Genomic DNA, 17,383 nt, shown 5'->3' on the forward strand with positions numbered 1-17,383 from the left:
ATTTTTAATGAATCAGTTAATCGCAGTTGTATTAACTTTGTTGTCAGTAGTCATCTTGGTGTACATGTTATCCAAGAAAATGGATATTAAAATTGTGCTATTTGCTTTAGGACTTGTACTTTTGTATTGTGCAGTTCTAATGGGGAATAAGATAACCGTTTTAGCTCCAGTGTCGAATCCATTTTTAAAACCTATACAGGTTATAATAGATCAATTTACTTCGACGCTGTCACAAGCAGGATTTGTAATTCTGCTTTTAGCTGGGTATAGTGCCTACATGAGTCACATTGGCGCAAACGATGTGACAGTGAGTGCTTTGACTTCCTCAATGAAGGGAATTAAATCGGTTTACCTATTAGTTCCAATTGTTTTCTTAATGTCAAACATCCTTTCTCTTGTAGTTCCAAGTGCTTCAAACTTAGCAATTATTTTATTGGCAACATTGTATCCTGTTTTAAGAGCAACAGGAATGAGTAGATTAACTTCTGCTGCTTTGATTGCTACTTCAGCTACAATCATTCCAACACCATTAGGTTCAGATAATGTGGCATTGGCTTCAGCCCTACATATGTCAACTACACAATATGTTTTTGGTTACCACGCTTTAATTTCAATCCCGACCTTACTTTTAATGGCAGTAATTCAATATTTCTGGCAAAAACATGAAGATAAGAAAGATGGACAAGAAATTAGCTATGAAGAAGAACTAAAGAAATATGGGTTAAAAGAAGAGAGTACCCAGAAACTTAAGGTTAAAGGTGGAAAATTCGTACGCTTTGTATACGGCCTCTTGCCTTTAGCACCAATTATCATCTTGATAGTTGACTTCATCTATAATCTTGTTAGAGGCGTAACTACAACCATGAGTGTGCAGGAAGTGACGCTTATCAGTTGGATTATTGCCATTATCGTTGAACTAATTAATACCAAAGATGCTAAACAAGTTTTGCAAGACAGCAATGTGTTCATTAAAGGGATGGGCAATGCAATGAGTATTGTCGTACTTTTAGTTGCTGCTCAAACTTATGTCCAAGGATTAAATGCTGTTGGCATCATGGCAATGCTACAAAATTCAATGACAGATATTAAAAGTGCCGGCATCCTCTTGCCAATAATTATGGTAATCTTTACTGCTATAATTGTTATCTTGAGTGGTAGTGGTATTGCATTGATTTTTGCATTAATTCCATTGATTGTACCGTTAGCAAAATCTGCCGGAATTGCCCCACAGCAACTTTCTGTTCCAATTCAATTAGCAGCTAATTTGTTAAGAGCAGTTTCGCCTGTTGCGGCAGTCGTCCTAATCGTTTCCGAGGCAACTCACTTGGATACAGCTCAAATTATCAAGCGGACTTCTGTACCAATGCTTGGTGGTGTAGTCATTATGCTAATCTTGTCATTCTGTCTACTATAAAAATGAATAGAAGAATAAAGAAGCAGCACTTAAAGTGCTGCTTTTTTGTTTATCCAAAATAATATTTGATTTTAACAAAAAAATTCCAGCTTTTTGCGTAATTATTATTGGCGGCAAAAAGGAGGTATTTATGCGAATTAAAGAAGCGGTTAGTTCATTAATTCAAGAAGCAATTGACTGTCATGCCAGCGACCTGTTCTTTTTAACCCAAAAAGGAAAATTAGTGGTTAATTTTCGAACAATTAATGGAATTGCAAATCAAGCGAATTTTTCGATTAACGAAGGAAAGGAGTTGATTAATTATTTAAAGTTTGCGGCTCAAATGGATATTGCTGAACACCGACGACCACAAGTTGGGGCATTTGATTTTGAGTACAATAAGCAAGTATATTATCTGCGCTTATCCAGTCTTGGTGATTATACTGACTGCGAGTCACTGGTTATTAGAATTATTTACCGTGTAAGTGAAGGAAAGTATTTCTTTAACCAGCAACTTGAATTACTGAAAAGCTTAGCGCAAAAACGTGGTCTTATTATTACTAGTGGTCCAACGGGCTCGGGAAAAACGACCACCATGTACAAACTTGCTAAGTATGTTGGTCAAGACAGGATGGTGATGACAATTGAGGATCCGGTGGAAATCCATGAAGCTAGTTTTTTACAGACACAAGTTAATTTAGAGGCAGCCATTACATATCCGATATTACTTGAAGCAGCTTTACGACATCGTCCAGATATTCTAATCATTGGCGAAATCAGAAATGCAGTAACTGCACGTTTGGCAATTGATGCTGCCTTGAGTGGTCACTTAGTTTTTGCAACGGTTCACGCAAAAAGCACACTGCAAACAATTTCAAGACTAGAAAGTTTGAACATTACTAAAAGTGAATTGGTAAATTGTCTTAATGTCGTTTGTTATCAACGTTTATTGCCAACAAAAAATGGTTTTTCTTGTCTAATGGACATTGCAAGTGGGAATTTTTTACATAAAAGTGTCTTGAAATCTCAACGTGGTGATTATATTGACTGGCAAGATAATCTATTGAAGTTAAAGCAGGAGGAGAGAATTAGTGCGGCAATATTTGAGCAATTCAAGCAGGGGTAAGCTAAATAGTAAAGAACGATTTCTCTTTTTGGATTACTTACAAAATAGTTTACTTAACGGTTTTTCTCTCGGTACAAGTTTGGAATTAATGCCAATTGTTTGGTCAAAGCAGAAAAAGATCCTTGGAAAGTTAAACAAACGCCTTCAGTCTGGAACAAAATTGAGCAAAGAAATGGAACGACTAGGCTTTTCAAAAACTGTTGTTACCCAGATCGACTTAGCAATGAATCAAGGCAACTTAGTTGAATGCCTTGGCCAACTTGCGTCATTGAGTAGATTGAAAAATGAACAAATAAAGAAATTAAAAGCCGAAATGTCCTACCCATTTGTTTTAGCTGTAATGATGGTTTTGTTGCTCGTATTCATGCAAACCTTCGTTTCTAGTCAGTTTGCGAATACTGGAGAGCATACTGGTGACATTATGCTATTTGTTTTACTTGTTATGGGGCTACTTTTTATCTATTTTTTAGTTAAAGTTACCACCTTATTGAAGAAACAGGACTATCGTTCTCTGGTTAAGTTAGAACATTATCCAATCATTGGTTCGACTATTAAATTATATGTTAATTACTTACTTGTTTATGATGCTGGTTTATTGCTTGCAAGTGGGTTTTCACTACAAAAGATGTGTGAGTATGCTGCTAAACAAGAAACAGGGTCACTACAACAAGTGATTGGTGCAAAAGTTGGTAACCAGCTTAGGGATGGTAAAAGCCTGGAGGAAATTATCAAGAAAGAGCCTTTTTTACCAAATGAACTGTTATTGCTAGTTCAAACTGGTGCGAAAAAGAGTGATTTAAGTAAGCGCTGCTTGCTCTTAGGGAAGACACTGTTTACTAATTTGTCCAACAAAATTGAAAAGTTAATTGTTAATGTTCAACCGTTTTGCTTCATCTTAATTGGATTATGCATTATCGGAATGTACTTAAAGTTATTACTACCAATGTATGCAATGATGCAAAGTATTTAGGAGGATATAAAAATGAAAAAAGCAATAAAAAAATATCTATTGGGTTTACTAGCAAAAAATAGAAAAGCACAAGGGTTTACTTTGATTGAGATGGTAGTAGTCGTTGCTATTATCGTTATGTTGTTACTAATCATTGCACCTAATTTGACTAAACAAAAGCAAAGTGCAAATGACAAAGCTAATGATGCATTTAAAACGACTCTCCAAACTCAGGCAGATTTATATCAAGAAGACAAAGAGCGCGACGGTAAGGAAATTTCCTTTAAAAATATGTTTGACGACGGCTATTTAACTAAGAAACAGTTTGATAAGACACAAGATTATACAGTAACTAACGGTGTTGTTCAAAAGAATGCAAACTAAAGCAAGCCAACGTGGCTTTACAGTTATTGAAATGGTAATTACTTTAGCAATTTCAATCGGGGTAATTATGCTGGGTACAGTTTGTCTTGACGGTTATAGTGAAAAAATGATGTTAAATAATACTACCAAAGAAGTTAAAAGCACAATCGAACAGGCTGCTACAATTTCTACCATTAAACATGTTGCAAGCTACATCAGGTATTATCCTAATTCGAATATGTTGACGGTTACCAGAGCAGGCCATAGAAAAGTTGTTAAAATTGCACCCCAAATAAAGATTTATAAATTATCAGATTTATGGATCTCGTCGAGCGGCTCAATGTCACCGAGAACAATTGTGATTGCCAATCGTCAAGAAAGAAAGACAATCAGGCTGCAAATGATGTGGGGACGAGTGATTGACGATGCAGCATAAAATAGGTGGTTTTTTAATGGCTGAAAGTTGTGTCGCACTCTTTATTACATTTTTAGGAATTGTCAGTATTTCATTGATTGTGAGCGAAAGTAGATCATTTGAACGAGAAAATGAACAAGAAGTTGATCGTACTTATGCTATTCGAGTAATGAAGGAAAATGGAATTAAGCAAATTATTGTTCATGATCATGTTTATCAAATGATAGGTGATTCAAAAATTTATGATGCAACTAAAAAACAAATGTACAAGGTTAAAAAGTAATGGCTTCTTATTGGCTGATGCTGTATTTGCTGTTTTTGTAACCTTGCTAGCAGTTGTAACTTTACAGAATATGTTAAAGAGTATGGCAACGGCTGATAAAGCACATCATCGAACCGATGACATAGTATTTGCTTATGTTCAATTTGATCATTTTTTGAAAGAAGATGCTAAAACCGTTTATCTTTTTCCAGCTGGAACAAATAGCCGTCAAGTTGCTATCAAAAAAATTGATCAAAGCGGAAAAACGCAAGTTTATATTTTGGCTTCATATAAAAACATGATTAGAATGAGGACGCCTGAAGGAGGACATATGCCACTACTGTTAAACGTTAAAAAAGCCTCATTTACTAGTAAAGACCAACAAATAAAAATTAACGTCGTCGAAAAAGATGGGCGATCATCTGAAATATATTTCAAATTGGATGCAAAACCTAAAACAACAAAAAATGAAAAGAAAAAAAATGATGAAATTAAAGGCTAGTGCTTTATTAAGTAGCGTTTTAGTTTTGACTACCTGTTTGCTTTTTTTACAGTTTTATCAAGAAACCTATTGTAGCAGTATGCAAAACAATACGCTATTAATCGAATATTTATGTCGATATTGATTTACTTGCGCTTGTTACCTGATTTCTATTAAAATGTTTAGAAGAAACGGGGTATCAAAGTGGATAAAATTGAAAACTTATTTAATAAATTTATAGACTGCGTTGAGTTATTACAGAATGCTTTAAACGTATCATTTAGTGAGGCATTGACAGAGACTTTTGATAATTTGGAAAATGAGCAGATAAAGATTGAATTAGGTGCACCTGATAAAGAAACAGTGGCCCAACTAAGTGAAAAATACCAACAGCTGCATTATGAAGATCTTTCACAAAAGGCCAAAGTGCAAATATTTACTTTTTTAACACTCAAGGCTATTAATGAGGACGATTTAGATCCTAATCAGATGCCAACACCTCCAGTGATATCAACTATTATTGCGATGTTTATGCAGAAATTATTACCGGATCAAGGGCTAACTATAATTGATCCCGCAATTGGTTCAGGCAATTTATTATTCTCAGTGGTAAATCAGCTCAAAAATGCGAATCATTCAAAAGCAGATTTTAACTTATTTGGCATTGATAACGATGAAGATATGTTGAACTTTGCCGATATTAACGCGCATTTAAATGGTCTTGAAATAGAGCTATTCAACCAAGATGCGTTAACACCATGGTTTTGTTCTGAGCCAGACGTTGTTGTGAGTGATCTACCAATTGGTTATTATCCAATTGATGAAAATGCAGAAAATTTTGCAACCAAGGCTGAAAAAGGTCATTCATTTGCTCATCTTTTGTTTATTGAACAGATAATTAAGAATTTGGCGCAGGGTGGATATGCTTTCCTTGTTGTTCCTAAGGACATTTTGTCTGGAAAAACTGGAAGTGACTTTATGCCATGGTTATCAGAAAAAGTTTATTTAAGAGCAATAATTGAGCTGCCAGATAATGCGTTCCAAAATAAATTTAATCAAAAGTCCGTTTTAGTTTTCCAAAATCATGGTAAAAATGCTAAAAGTAGTGAGGTTTTTCTCACAAAGTTAGATACACTTAAAAAAGAAGAGGACCTAATCAAGCTTAATGTTAAACTAAATGAGTGGTATACTAAAAATATTCATTAACTTGTGAAAAAAGTCAAATTAAAGTGTATGGAGGAATCTCATTTATGAAAAAAGTTTTAGCAATAAACTCAGGAAGTTCTTCATTTAAGTATAAACTATTTGCTGTACCTGAAGAAAAAGTACTGGCAGAGGGGATTGCTGATCGAGTTGGTATTGATGGCTCATCTTTTGAAATTAAGTTAGCCAATGGTGAAAAGCACGAAGAAAAGGTTGCAATTCCTGATCAAGAAACAGCTGTCAATTTGTTATTAAAGGCTTTAAAAGAATATAAAGTTGTTGAAGACTTGAGTGAAATTGCTGGAGTAGGTCACCGAATTGTTGCCGGTGGTGAAGATTTTACTGATTCTGCTATTATTGATCAGGAAAAGCTGCAAAAAGTTTACGATTTAAAAGAATATGCCCCATTACATAATCCGGCTGAAGGAAAGGGGATTGAAGCTTTTATGAAGTTACTACCCGATGTTCCTGAAGTAGGGGTTTTTGATACTTCATTCCATCAAACATTGGATCCAGAACACTACATGTATTCAATCCCTTATAAATACTATGAAAAATATGGTGTGCGTAAGTATGGTGCACATGGTACTTCTGTGCGTTACATTACTGGTAGAGCAGCAGAAATGCTTGAACGTGATGCCAAAGATTTGAAATTAATCGTATGTCACTTAGGTTCTGGTGCATCCGTTACTGCAGTAAAGAATGGCAAATCATATGATACATCAATGGGCTTCACACCACTTGCTGGTGTTACTATGGGGACTCGCTCTGGTGATGTTGATCCATCCGTTTTGCAATATATTATGAATAAGGAAAACCTTGATATTAATCAAATGATTGACATTTTGAATGATCAATCTGGTTTATTAGGTATTTCCGGCATTTCTTCTGATATGCGTGACTTGGAAAATAATTCAGATGAAAAAGCAGTATTAGCACGTAAGATCTTTGTTAACCACATAAGACAGTATATTGGTTCTTACATTGTTGAATTAAAGGGTGTTGATGCAATTATCTTTACTGCTGGAATCGGTGAGCATGATGCAGGTATTCGTGAAGAAATCATGAAGTCCTTTGAATTTATGGGACTAAAGCCAGATTATGAAGCTAATAAGTCTAATGGCGAGAAGTTCATTTCTAAACCAGATTCAGCAATCAAGGCAATGATTATTCCAACTGATGAAGAATTGATGATTGAACGTGATGTTGTTCGTCTAGCTCACTTGAGTTAACGATAAAACCTGTAATTAAATAAAGAAGCCGCTAAGAAAAAACTTAGCGACTTTTTTTGTTTATTTTTGATATTATAGTATTTGGAAATAATGCTGTAACATAGGAAAAAATATGTGTTATTGCCTAAAAAAAATGTGTCGTCATTAAACGATTTAGAGGAGAGAATAGCTTTTTTGACTGTTATAGCACTATTAGGGAATTCAATTTTTCAAGTCTCTCAGCCATAGAGAATTAATTATGACATTTTGGGCAATACGAATAATTTATTGCATGCATATGCCTTTTCCGGATTTCAAACTGAGGAACCGGAAAGACTAGCCAAACCAGTTTGGTTATATGATTCGCATTATTAGATTGATTTTGACTATCAATATAATTCACAAAAGCATGGTCGGATTCAACGGTAAATAACTTAAAACTTGAACAAAATAGTAAAGGAAAAATAAATGATTAAATTAGTTGCGATTGATGTTGATGACACATTATTAAATAGTCAGGGAAGGTTACTTCAATCTACTATTGAAGTAATTAAAAAAGCAGTAGAGCGTGATATTAAGGTCGTGCTATGCTCTGGACGACCATTAGCTGGTGTGAAGCATTTTTTGAATGAGCTAGGAATAGTTCAGAATAATCAATATGTTGTTACTTTTAATGGTGCTGTTATTGAGACGGTGACAGGTAAGACTTTACAAAAATCTGGAATTGATAAAGCAACTTATGAAAAGATTGACCAATATTCGAAAGAACATGGCGTGGATTACAATATTGTTGATGAGAATAGTGCAATCATTACAAGTAATTTAAATGTTAATCGAATTACTGTTGTCCAGGCATGGGAAAACAGTGCTGGTGTCTTAATCAGAAAGCCTAATGAATTACCTGAAGATGATCAAGTAATTAAGGCTGTTTTTGGTGATGAAAAAGATAAGCTTGATCAAGTTGAAGCTGACGTTGTAAAAACATTTGGAAAAGAAAATTACGTGGTGCGTGCAGCAGCTAACTTTTTAGAAATAATGCATCCAGATGTTAACAAGGGAGTAGCACTAGAATTTTTGAAAAAAGAACTAGGACTCAAAACTGCTGAAGTAATGGCTATCGGGGATGAACGCAATGATATTCCAATGTTTAAAGTGGCTGGAACTTCAGTAGTAATGGAAAACGGTTCTGCTGCAGCAAAAGAACATGCAGATTATGTAACTGCTTCAAATGATGAAGATGGTATTGAACAGGCATTTAATAAATTTGTTTTGTAAAGTTGTCTACTGTAACTCAAAAGCTACCGGATAGTAAGTTAGTGTAATTTATGCTATACTATTTCTATCCTATTTGGGGATGTTTTGGGATTCGACAGGCGTAGATTCGCATTGACTGCAATCCGTAGGTCACGTCTGCGTTAACAACGTCAACAGTTTTATAACTGCAAATAAAGAAAATTCTTACGCATTAGCTGCTTAATTTAAGCGCATGTGTTGCTTGTTATCGGATTACTCACGTCTGGTAAAAAGTATCAACTTAGTGAGTTACGTTTAACTACCTCATCTGAATAGTTAAAAAGAGTCATTTCAGGTTAGCTAGTCCATTCTAGCCCTGTTATATGGCGTTTTGGATTAGTGAAATTCAAGTAATATAACTATGATTGTAGATGTCAGTGACGGAATGCGTTTGGACAGGGGTTCAATTCCCCTCATCTCCATAGAATCTATGCTATAAATGCTGATATTATACATAGGTGGACTAAAAATGGACTAAATGGTACTTATCTTGAGTACTGTTTAGTCCATTTTTTTATTTACAAGGTATCTAGTATTTCTTCAATATGGTTATCTGTCTTAGCTTTTAATTCGTCAATCATATGAGCATAAGCTTTTGCGGTAATTGACATGTTAGAGTGACCTAGTTGCTGACTAGTGGCATATAAGTCAACACTTTTGTATAGCAATATAGAAGCATGAGTATGGCGCAGACTGTGAAAGTGAAAGCCAGGAATAGTTATATTGCATTGCTTTAGAAGCTTTTTTAATACTTTATTACATGCCGTTGGAGTTGGAACAGTTTCAAATGAAGTTCCAAAAACATATTCATGATTGTATTTTTTAAGTTGTTGTAACACGTTCAATAATTTTTGATTGACCCTAATGATTCTTATAGATGAAGGAGTTTTAGGCTCTTTAATTTTTTGAGAAGCATAGGAATAGCTTTTTGTAATATCGATAGTCCTAGCCTTAAAGTTGATGTCTGACCATTTAAGTGCCATGATTTCACCAATTCTCATGCCAGTATAAATGGCTGTAAAAATTATATATTGCCTATTATATCGAGGGTTAGGGTTGGATTCTGCTTTTTCAATTAACTTTTTATTATCTTAGTTATAAAAAAGTGGGGATTTGACTTTTAGTTGTTAGTTACAACGACAAAGCTGACCCCGTTTACGTAGAAACCGTTTTTGTGAGTGGAAGCTAGCCCAAGTCCGAATGAGGTACATGATCTACGTTTTAGGTGATCTCTATGAGCAAAGTTGGCACTTCCATCATAAAAAACAAAATTATTGAATGCTTCTTGAGCCATTTGCTGAGGTGTTCCTTCTTTAACCAAGGCCTCAAGTTCTCCATAAAAATTGGAAGAGCCTTGATGCCTGTCTGAATCATGATATGCATCAAAATGTTGAGCATCATGTATTGAACGAGAAACATCATAGTCAAAATGTTTATCTGTATATGACATCTTAGTGTCCACTCCCTGAGAAGCGCGCCAGTCATTAACCAATTTTTCAAAGCATTTTGCAGTTTCTACAATAGTCGACCTATCAAAAGCAGTTCCAGTAGGAATGCTGCTTAATTCATCTTTCACTTCTTCGATACTAGTATTATCATTTGGATCATCCCAATTATCAGAAGTTGGAATATCTTTATCTTCTTTTGGTTTTGACTTTTGTGTGTCACTTGCCTTAACCCAGTTATGATACTTAAGTCGGTACCATATATGGCCATCACTGTCTGTATATGTTTCATAGACGTTTTGCTTTCCAATCAGTGTATAAAGTGAATTTTCACCGTTAGGCTTTGTATAAAACTCAGCGTCATATTTCAAATAAACCGTAAATAAAACTGGATCCTTGTCTTCCTTAGGGGGGATGACCGTATTAATTTTCTTTACATATCGTCCGTTACCAATATTGTAATATACTTTTCCTTTTATAGATTTTTTCCCATAAGTTTTAAGATATGTTCCTCGTTTTAATGAAACTTTACTTTTTCTACTACCCTTTGAAGAATATACATAGGAATTCTGTCTTAACTGAACTTTAGGTGAAGAGGCAGCCAAAACAGGGCTTGAACTTTGCTGTATAGTTAAAAGTCCTAAGCCAATTAAAAGTCCCGAAGAAATTTTAGTAAAGGCTTTTGTATTTATCATGTTGTTCTCCTTTTTATCTAACAATAAATTATTTATATTCTTTATTGTAGACAAGAAAAAAGAAAATTTCAGGAAAAATTAGGAAGGAGCAAAAGCAGTGAACAAAGTATATAATTTTAAAAAGCAAAAAGGTAATTGGACAATCAAGACAAAAATAGATTTAAGACCTAGAACTATCCTTAAAACAGTTATAATTGTAGTAGTAATCATTGCGATAATTTGGAGCGTGACAAAATGGCTAAGCTAACTGAAGCAAAAAAAGAAGCAAATAAAAAATGGAATCAAAAAAATAAAGAGCGAATGAATTATCTTGCGGCTAGGTCTCAAGCTAAAAGATTCGTTAATAAATTTGCGACCCTTGAAGATTTAGACAACTTGGAAAAGATTATTGCCGAAAAAAGAAATGAATTAGAAAACAATAATGACATAGAGAACCACATGGACTAACTTTTCATAAATTACTATTATCAGTCGTTTTTAAAATGCTATTATATCAAGGTTTATATTTGATATTTATTGATGATTTCAATTATAAATTCCCCTCATCTCCCTAAATAAAAGCCTATAACCTTCGTGGTTATAGGCTTTTTTATCATTAGTGGTCGCCAAATGGTCGCCGACTTGTTACATTTTGTCTAGGATTGATCATAAAATTTTAGAAAAATCACTTAGTCTTTTGATAAAGAACGCTCTAATATATTAGAGATTGCTGGGTTCTTATATATTGCAACAACATCATATTTTAATTTCGGTAGCTCAGGTAAAAAAGTAACACGGCTATCATAGATCTTTGGTAATGATAGTTCCTCTGGATAGATTGCCATACCATGATTTAACACAACATTTGATAATGCAGAGTCAAAACTATCTAAATAATCAATTTCTTCATAACTAATATGCATTTTTTCCAGAGTATTTTTGATTTTTGTTTGTACATCATTATTATCAGTAGCACTCCATCTTTGTAAAAAAAGGGGGTGCTTTTTTAGTATGTTTTTTTTAAGTTTCCCGTTTGAATCGAAAGAATTTTGATTCAGTAAAATGCCAAAACTAGCAGTACCAACCTTTCTAACATGGATATTTTTAATTTTACTGACAGCAGTAGAAAAGCCAATCAGTACGTCATAGTCTCCAGCATCAAGCTTAGGTATACTTGTTGAAAAATTTTCAGTATCCAGTTGTACTTTTAGGCTAGGGCTATTTTGGGTCAAAGAGTCAGCTAATTTTACAGTCCAATAATCAAAGCCATGTAAGTAGTGTATTCTCAAAATTTGAAATGAATTGTTTAATTGACTGATTTTTTCATTGAATTCGTAGTAATTTTTTAAAACAGGTACTGCACAGTTGTATAGGTTATTTCCTGCCACGGTTACCTTAAAGTGTGAAGTTGAGCGGTCAATTAGTTGGACACCTAACTCATCTTCTAAATTTTTAATCGCATTGCTGATTGCTGTTTGAGAGACAAAATTTCTTTTTGCAGCAGGAGTAAATCCTTGAGTTTCAACTACATCAATAAAGTATTTATATGCTAATAAACTGTATTTCATCACGTTTTATCCTTTTGCTTATAACTTTACCTAATAAGTTATTATCATTATGTGTTAGCGCTTTCTAAAAAGCGAGGGTAAAATTAAATCTGTAAAAACGGTTAGCATTACTAAATTAGTTTTGTGACTAAAAAGGAGAAAAAGTATAAATGGCTGAAAAATATATTTTAGCGATTGACGAAGGTACTACAAGTACTCGATCAATTATCTTTGACCATGATGGTAAAAAAGTAATTGACTCACGCAAAGAATTTAATCAATATTTTCCTAAACCTGGCTGGGTAGAACATGATGCCAATGAAATTTGGAATTCAGTATTATCTACAATTGCCAATTCGTTTATTAATTCGGGAATCAAACCTAATCAAATTGCTGGTATTGGTATTACCAATCAGCGTGAAACGACAGTAATTTGGGATAAAAAAACCGGATTACCGATTTATCATGCAATAGTTTGGCAATCACGGCAAACTTCATATATAGCTGACAAGTTAATTGCCGATGGCTATTCAGACATGATTCATGAGAAAACTGGCTTAATACCTGATGCTTACTTTTCAGCAACTAAAATACGCTGGATTCTTGATCATGTTCCTGGTGCTCAAGAGCGGGCTGAAAAGGGCGAATTATTATTTGGCACCATTGACACTTGGCTGGTTTGGAAATTAACAGGTGGTAAAGTTCATGTGACAGATTATACGAATGCCAGCCGGACAATGCTCTTTAACATTACTCAACTTGATTGGGACGATGAAATTCTTAAGCTGTTGAACATTCCAAGACAATTACTACCTGAAATTCGGTCTAATTCTGAAGTCTATGGTACTACAGCGGAATACCATTTTTATGGTAGTGAAGTGCCAATAGCTGGAATGGCCGGTGACCAGCAAGCAGCTTTGTTTGGTCAACTAGCTTTTGAACCAGGCATGGTTAAAAATACTTATGGTACTGGTGCTTTCACAGTTATGAACACTGGTGAAAAGCCAAAGTTTTCTTCTAATAACTTGTTAACTACTGTAGCTTACGGAATAAATGGCAAAGTAAATTACGCTTTAGAAGGTAGTATTTATGTAGCAGGTTCTGCAATTCAATGGCTACGTGATCAGATGGAAATTATTGATGACGCTTCTCAATCAGAAGAGGCAGCTCAAAATTCAAAGGATAATAACGAAGTTTTCGTTGTTCCAGCATTTACTGGATTAGGTGCTCCATACTGGGATTCTAATGTGCGCGGGGCTGTCTTTGGCTTAACTCGCGGTACTACCAAGAATGATTTTACTAAAGCTACTTTGCAGTCATTAGCGTATGAAAGTCGCGATGTAATTGATACAATGCATGAAGATACAAAGATTGATATTCCTAAGTTGAAGGTTGACGGTGGAGCAGCAAACAATGACTATTTGATGCAATTCCAAGCAGATATCTTAGGAACCGAGATAGAGCGTGAAGCTAACATTGAAACTACAGCGCTTGGCGCAGCTTTTCTGGCAGGCTTAGCAATCAACTTCTGGAGTGGTCTTGATGAAATTAAGAAAATTCAAAAAGTAGGTAAGACCTTTGAACCCCAAATGAGTGATGAGGAAAGAGAACATCTTTACGAAGGCTGGAAATCAGCGGTTAAGGCAGCCCAAAGCTTTTCATACAAACCATACCTAAAGAAGTAAGTAGTGTTTTTTACAAAGAAAGAGAATAAATCATGGCATTTTCAATTAAAACAAGAGAAGAAGAAATTGAACGTTTAAAAAACGAGAAACTAGATTTGCTAGTAATCGGTGGTGGTATTACAGGAGCAGGTGTGGCTTTGCAAGCTAGTGCAGCTAAAATGAAAACTGGCTTGATTGATATGCAAGACTTTGGTAGTGGTACCTCATCACGCTCGACTAGATTAGTTCATGGGGGTATTCGCTATCTTAAAACTTTTGACGTTCAGGTAGTTTCCGACACAGTTAAGGAACGTGCAGTTATTCAGCATATTGCTCCACATATGACTCAACCAGATCCAATGATTTTACCTATTTATGACGAACCTGGTGCAGCCTTTACTATGTTTTCCGTCAAAGTTGCAATGGATCTTTATGATCATCTAGCTGGCATTGAAGGAGATTCTCCTTTGACCAAATATGCTAATTATACGATGGATAAGGAAGAAACCTTAAAACGTGAGCCACAGTTAAATAGTAAAAATCTTCTAGGAGCAGGAGTTTATTTAGATTATCAAAATAATGATTCACGTCTGGTACTAGAAAACGTTAAAAAGGCACACGAATTAGGTTGTTTGGCTGTTAGTCGACTAAAATGTGTTGAAATTTTGCATGATGACCAAAAGCAAGCAAACGGCGTACGCGTTCATGATAATTTAACTGGTGAAGATTTTGAAATTCATGCGGACGTAATTATTAATACTTCTGGACCATGGTCTGATTTGGTAAGACAATCAGATAAAGAAGTTTACAAGAAACCACGTTTACGTCCTACTAAAGGTGTGCACCTTGTTGTTGACCAATCACGTCTGACAGTACCACAACCAACTTATTTCGGTTCGGGTACCGATGACGGTCGTATGATTTTTACTATTCCTCGGGAAGGCAAGACCTATTTTGGGACTACAGACACCGACTTTAGAGGTGACTATGCTCATCCAACAGTTGAGCAAGGCGATGTTGACTACTTATTAGGTATTATAAATAAGAAATATCCTTCTGCTCATTTAACTATAGATGATGTAGAAGCTAGTTGGGCTGGTGTTCGTCCATTAATTGAAGTAGAAGTTGAAGGAAACGAAGCAGCTGATGCCGCAACAGGTGCCAGTGTTTCTGACAGTACTTCGGCACCATCAGCTGTGTCACGTGGTAGTTCATTAACTGAAGCAGAAGATGGATTAATCACTTTAGCTGGTGGTAAGTTGACCGATTACCGTATTATGGCAAATGGAGCAATGGATAAGATTTTGGAAAAACTGCACGATAAGTTTTCAAAGAATTTTACCTTACAAGATTCAGCCGAAATTAAAGTTGCAGGTGGCGACTTTGACTCTGACAATGCTGAAGAAGAACTTGCCCGTATTGCTAAAGAGGGTGAAGAAGCTGGTCTGTCAAAAGCAGATGCGACAGAAATTGCCAATTTATTTGGTTCTGAAGCTGAACAAATATATGATTATGCTCGTACAATTAAACCAGCAGATGGATTAAGTCTGGGGGAAACTGCCGCACTTGACTATTCGTTAGCTGAAGAAATGACACTGACACCTGTCGATTATCTTTTACGTCGCACTTACCACATTTTATTCAAGAGTGACACGTTGAATGAAGTTAAAACTGGCGTTGTCAACCATATGGCTGATTACTACGGCTGGGATAAAGTGCAAAGAGAAGAGTATGAAACTGAATTAAGGAATGAAATAGAAGAATCACGATTGGAAGATTTAAAAAGTAAAAACTAATATAATAAAGTAATAATGAAACTAGTTGTGAATTATTCCTCAAAAAACCTGTCAGAACAATCTGACAGGTTTTTATTGTAGCTGTTATTTACTTAATAACCTCTGTTTTACTCAATTTTGTAGGTGGCTTAAACAATCTAAAAGAACTATAGTCTGCAACTTTTTATAAACAAATGTTAATTTGTTATTGAAAAAACAAGACTTACTTTATAACATATAAGTGATGCAATCCATGAATAGTAATTAACCACATCTAGTAAAAATTGCTTATGGATTGCTTTAAAATTATAATATGATAGGTTTTTATACTGGTTATTTCAAATAGCACACAACTTTGCTTAATAAAAACATATAAAGAAAAACAATATAAAGTGACTGCAAAATATTACTTATCAATTATCTAGCTTGTTGCGATAGGATTTCTTTTTTATTTTTTAAAATTAGGCTGTATTTTTGAATTAGCGATTTATAAAAAATATTATTATTGTAACAACAACTTGTTTTCATATTTGAAAATTTGTTTTAATTTTAATGTGTAAAAGTTTAAACTTATATATGAGGTGATAGGGAATGGAACCGATCTTTTTAACTCCGTATTTTAGATCAAAAATATGGGGTGGCCGTAAGCTAGAAACAATCTTTAACTACGATATTCCTGATGGAAAAGTCGGAGAAGCATGGGTTATTTCAGGTTATAAGGATGATGCCTCAACGGCAACAAACGGCGAATTAAAAGGTAAGAGCTTGCGTTCGATTTATCAAGAAAACCCTGAGCTTTTTGGTGATCCGAAAAGTAAGGAATTTCCACTATTAGTGAAATTTCTTGATGCTAATGATGATTTGTCTGTCCAAGTTCATCCAGATGATAATTATGCTGAAAAAGTAGAAAATGATCGTGGAAAAACTGAAAGTTGGTATGTACTACAAGCTGATCCTGGTTCTTATTTAATCTATGGTCATACTGCAAAAACACGTGCAGAATTGGCTGATATGATTAACAAAGGCCAATGGGATAAGCTTTTGCGGAAAGTTCCAGTTAAAGCAGGTGACTTCTTCTACGTTCCGGCAGGTACAATTCATGCCTTAACTAAAGGAATCATGGTAATTGAAACACAACAGTCAAGTGATGTTACGTATCGCTTATATGACTATGATCGAATCGATGACAAGACTGGACAAAAGAGAGATTTACATACTGAGAAATCTATCGATGTTACTACCGTTCCTCACGTTGATCCTAAGCTTAACGGCAAGATTGAACAAGATCAAGATGCGCAAATTACGACCTTGGTTGCCCCACCTGTATCACCACATTTTTATCTATGGCAAATTGATTTAAATGGTGAGTGGAGAACGGGCTTAAATGAACACCCGTATCTGCTAATAACTGTAATTGATGGATCTGGTCAGCTAGAAACTGAATCTGATTCATACCAATTAAAAAAGGGTACAAATCTGATCATTCCTAATCAGATGAAAAAATTCACTTTCACTGGTAAAATGAAAATGGTTATTTCTGCTCCAGGAAATGACAAATAGATTTTCAAAATTAAAAGAGGGA

Annotated in this window: 17 protein-coding genes and 1 other RNA gene; 15 read left to right on the plus strand and 3 right to left on the minus strand. The window is 34.8% G+C overall.

Annotated elements, in window-relative coordinates; all coding sequences use genetic code 11:
• Positions 1-7: 7 nt before the first annotated feature.
• The 11 genes from dcuC (at position 8) to ssrA (ending at position 9,121) form a co-directional block, all read left to right on the plus strand.
• The gene (gene dcuC, locus DKL56_RS02930) at positions 8-1,414 is read left to right on the plus strand and encodes a C4-dicarboxylate transporter DcuC (protein WP_109715348.1); all 1,407 of its coding nucleotides are present in this window, start codon (positions 8-10) and stop codon (positions 1,412-1,414) included.
• 130 nt (positions 1,415-1,544) lie between these two features.
• Complete coding sequence (gene comGA, locus DKL56_RS02935) at positions 1,545-2,519, plus strand: competence type IV pilus ATPase ComGA (protein WP_109715349.1); 975 nt, start codon at positions 1,545-1,547, stop codon at positions 2,517-2,519.
• Positions 2,485-3,489, plus strand: a complete 1,005-nt coding sequence (locus DKL56_RS02940) for a type II secretion system F family protein (protein WP_109715350.1) — start codon at positions 2,485-2,487, stop codon at positions 3,487-3,489. The genes comGA and DKL56_RS02940 overlap by 35 nt, the downstream gene beginning before the upstream one ends.
• A gap of 12 nt (positions 3,490-3,501) precedes the next feature.
• On the plus strand, positions 3,502-3,852 hold the full coding sequence (gene comGC / locus DKL56_RS02945) for a competence type IV pilus major pilin ComGC (RefSeq protein WP_046306587.1): 351 nt from the start codon (positions 3,502-3,504) through the stop codon (positions 3,850-3,852).
• Positions 3,842-4,267, plus strand: a complete 426-nt coding sequence (locus tag DKL56_RS02950; RefSeq protein WP_109715351.1) for a pilus assembly FimT family protein — start codon at positions 3,842-3,844, stop codon at positions 4,265-4,267. The genes comGC and DKL56_RS02950 overlap by 11 nt, the downstream gene beginning before the upstream one ends.
• Before the next feature lie 16 nt (positions 4,268-4,283).
• Complete coding sequence (locus tag DKL56_RS02955; protein WP_046306589.1) at positions 4,284-4,529, plus strand: hypothetical protein; 246 nt, start codon at positions 4,284-4,286, stop codon at positions 4,527-4,529.
• Positions 4,489-5,010 (plus strand): ComGF family competence protein, encoded by a 522-nt coding sequence (locus tag DKL56_RS02960; protein WP_109715353.1) that lies wholly within the window; start codon positions 4,489-4,491, stop codon positions 5,008-5,010. Before DKL56_RS02955 ends, DKL56_RS02960 begins: the two co-directional genes overlap by 41 nt.
• Positions 5,011-5,193: 183 nt before the next feature.
• Complete coding sequence (locus DKL56_RS02965; RefSeq protein ID WP_109715354.1) at positions 5,194-6,195, plus strand: class I SAM-dependent methyltransferase; 1,002 nt, start codon at positions 5,194-5,196, stop codon at positions 6,193-6,195.
• 44 nt (positions 6,196-6,239) lie between these two features.
• Positions 6,240-7,424, plus strand: a complete 1,185-nt coding sequence (locus tag DKL56_RS02970; RefSeq protein WP_109715355.1) for an acetate/propionate family kinase — start codon at positions 6,240-6,242, stop codon at positions 7,422-7,424.
• 447 nt (positions 7,425-7,871) lie between these two features.
• On the plus strand, positions 7,872-8,678 hold the full coding sequence (locus DKL56_RS02980; RefSeq protein WP_109715356.1) for a Cof-type HAD-IIB family hydrolase: 807 nt from the start codon (positions 7,872-7,874) through the stop codon (positions 8,676-8,678).
• 75 nt (positions 8,679-8,753) lie between these two features.
• Positions 8,754-9,121, plus strand: a transfer-messenger RNA (tmRNA) gene (ssrA, locus tag DKL56_RS02985).
• 93 nt (positions 9,122-9,214) lie between these two features.
• On the opposite strand, the gene DKL56_RS02990 is transcribed toward ssrA, so the two are convergent.
• Both DKL56_RS02990 and DKL56_RS02995 read right to left on the minus strand, forming a co-directional pair.
• Positions 9,215-9,772 (minus strand): site-specific integrase, encoded by a 558-nt coding sequence (locus tag DKL56_RS02990; protein WP_109715357.1) that lies wholly within the window; start codon positions 9,770-9,772, stop codon positions 9,215-9,217.
• Between the two features lie 44 nt (positions 9,773-9,816).
• Entirely contained in the window at positions 9,817-10,836 is a 1,020-nt protein-coding gene (locus tag DKL56_RS02995) for an SLAP domain-containing protein (RefSeq protein ID WP_109715358.1), read from the minus strand.
• Between the two features lie 234 nt (positions 10,837-11,070).
• On the opposite strand from DKL56_RS02995, the gene DKL56_RS03000 reads away from it, so the two are divergent.
• Positions 11,071-11,283: a hypothetical protein gene (locus tag DKL56_RS03000; protein ID WP_109715359.1), complete on the plus strand. Its 213-nt coding sequence runs from the start codon at positions 11,071-11,073 to the stop codon at positions 11,281-11,283.
• Positions 11,284-11,504: 221 nt separating this feature from the next.
• On the opposite strand, the gene DKL56_RS03005 is transcribed toward DKL56_RS03000, so the two are convergent.
• Entirely contained in the window at positions 11,505-12,383 is an 879-nt protein-coding gene (locus DKL56_RS03005; RefSeq protein WP_109715360.1) for a LysR family transcriptional regulator, read from the minus strand.
• A gap of 149 nt (positions 12,384-12,532) precedes the next feature.
• Here DKL56_RS03005 and glpK point away from each other — a divergent pair, with 149 nt between their 5' ends.
• The 3 genes from glpK to manA all read left to right on the plus strand — a co-directional run bounded on the left by glpK (position 12,533) and on the right by manA (position 17,361).
• Complete coding sequence (gene glpK, locus DKL56_RS03010; protein ID WP_109715361.1) at positions 12,533-14,047, plus strand: glycerol kinase GlpK; 1,515 nt, start codon at positions 12,533-12,535, stop codon at positions 14,045-14,047.
• Positions 14,048-14,079: 32 nt separating this feature from the next.
• Positions 14,080-15,822: an FAD-dependent oxidoreductase gene (locus DKL56_RS03015; RefSeq protein WP_109715362.1), complete on the plus strand. Its 1,743-nt coding sequence runs from the start codon at positions 14,080-14,082 to the stop codon at positions 15,820-15,822.
• Between the two features lie 570 nt (positions 15,823-16,392).
• Positions 16,393-17,361: a mannose-6-phosphate isomerase, class I gene (gene manA / locus DKL56_RS03020; RefSeq protein ID WP_109715363.1), complete on the plus strand. Its 969-nt coding sequence runs from the start codon at positions 16,393-16,395 to the stop codon at positions 17,359-17,361.
• Positions 17,362-17,383: the final 22 nt, after the last annotated feature.

This window comes from Lactobacillus apis (genome assembly GCF_003150935.1).
Taxonomy (GTDB): Bacteria; Bacillota; Bacilli; order Lactobacillales; family Lactobacillaceae; genus Lactobacillus; species Lactobacillus apis.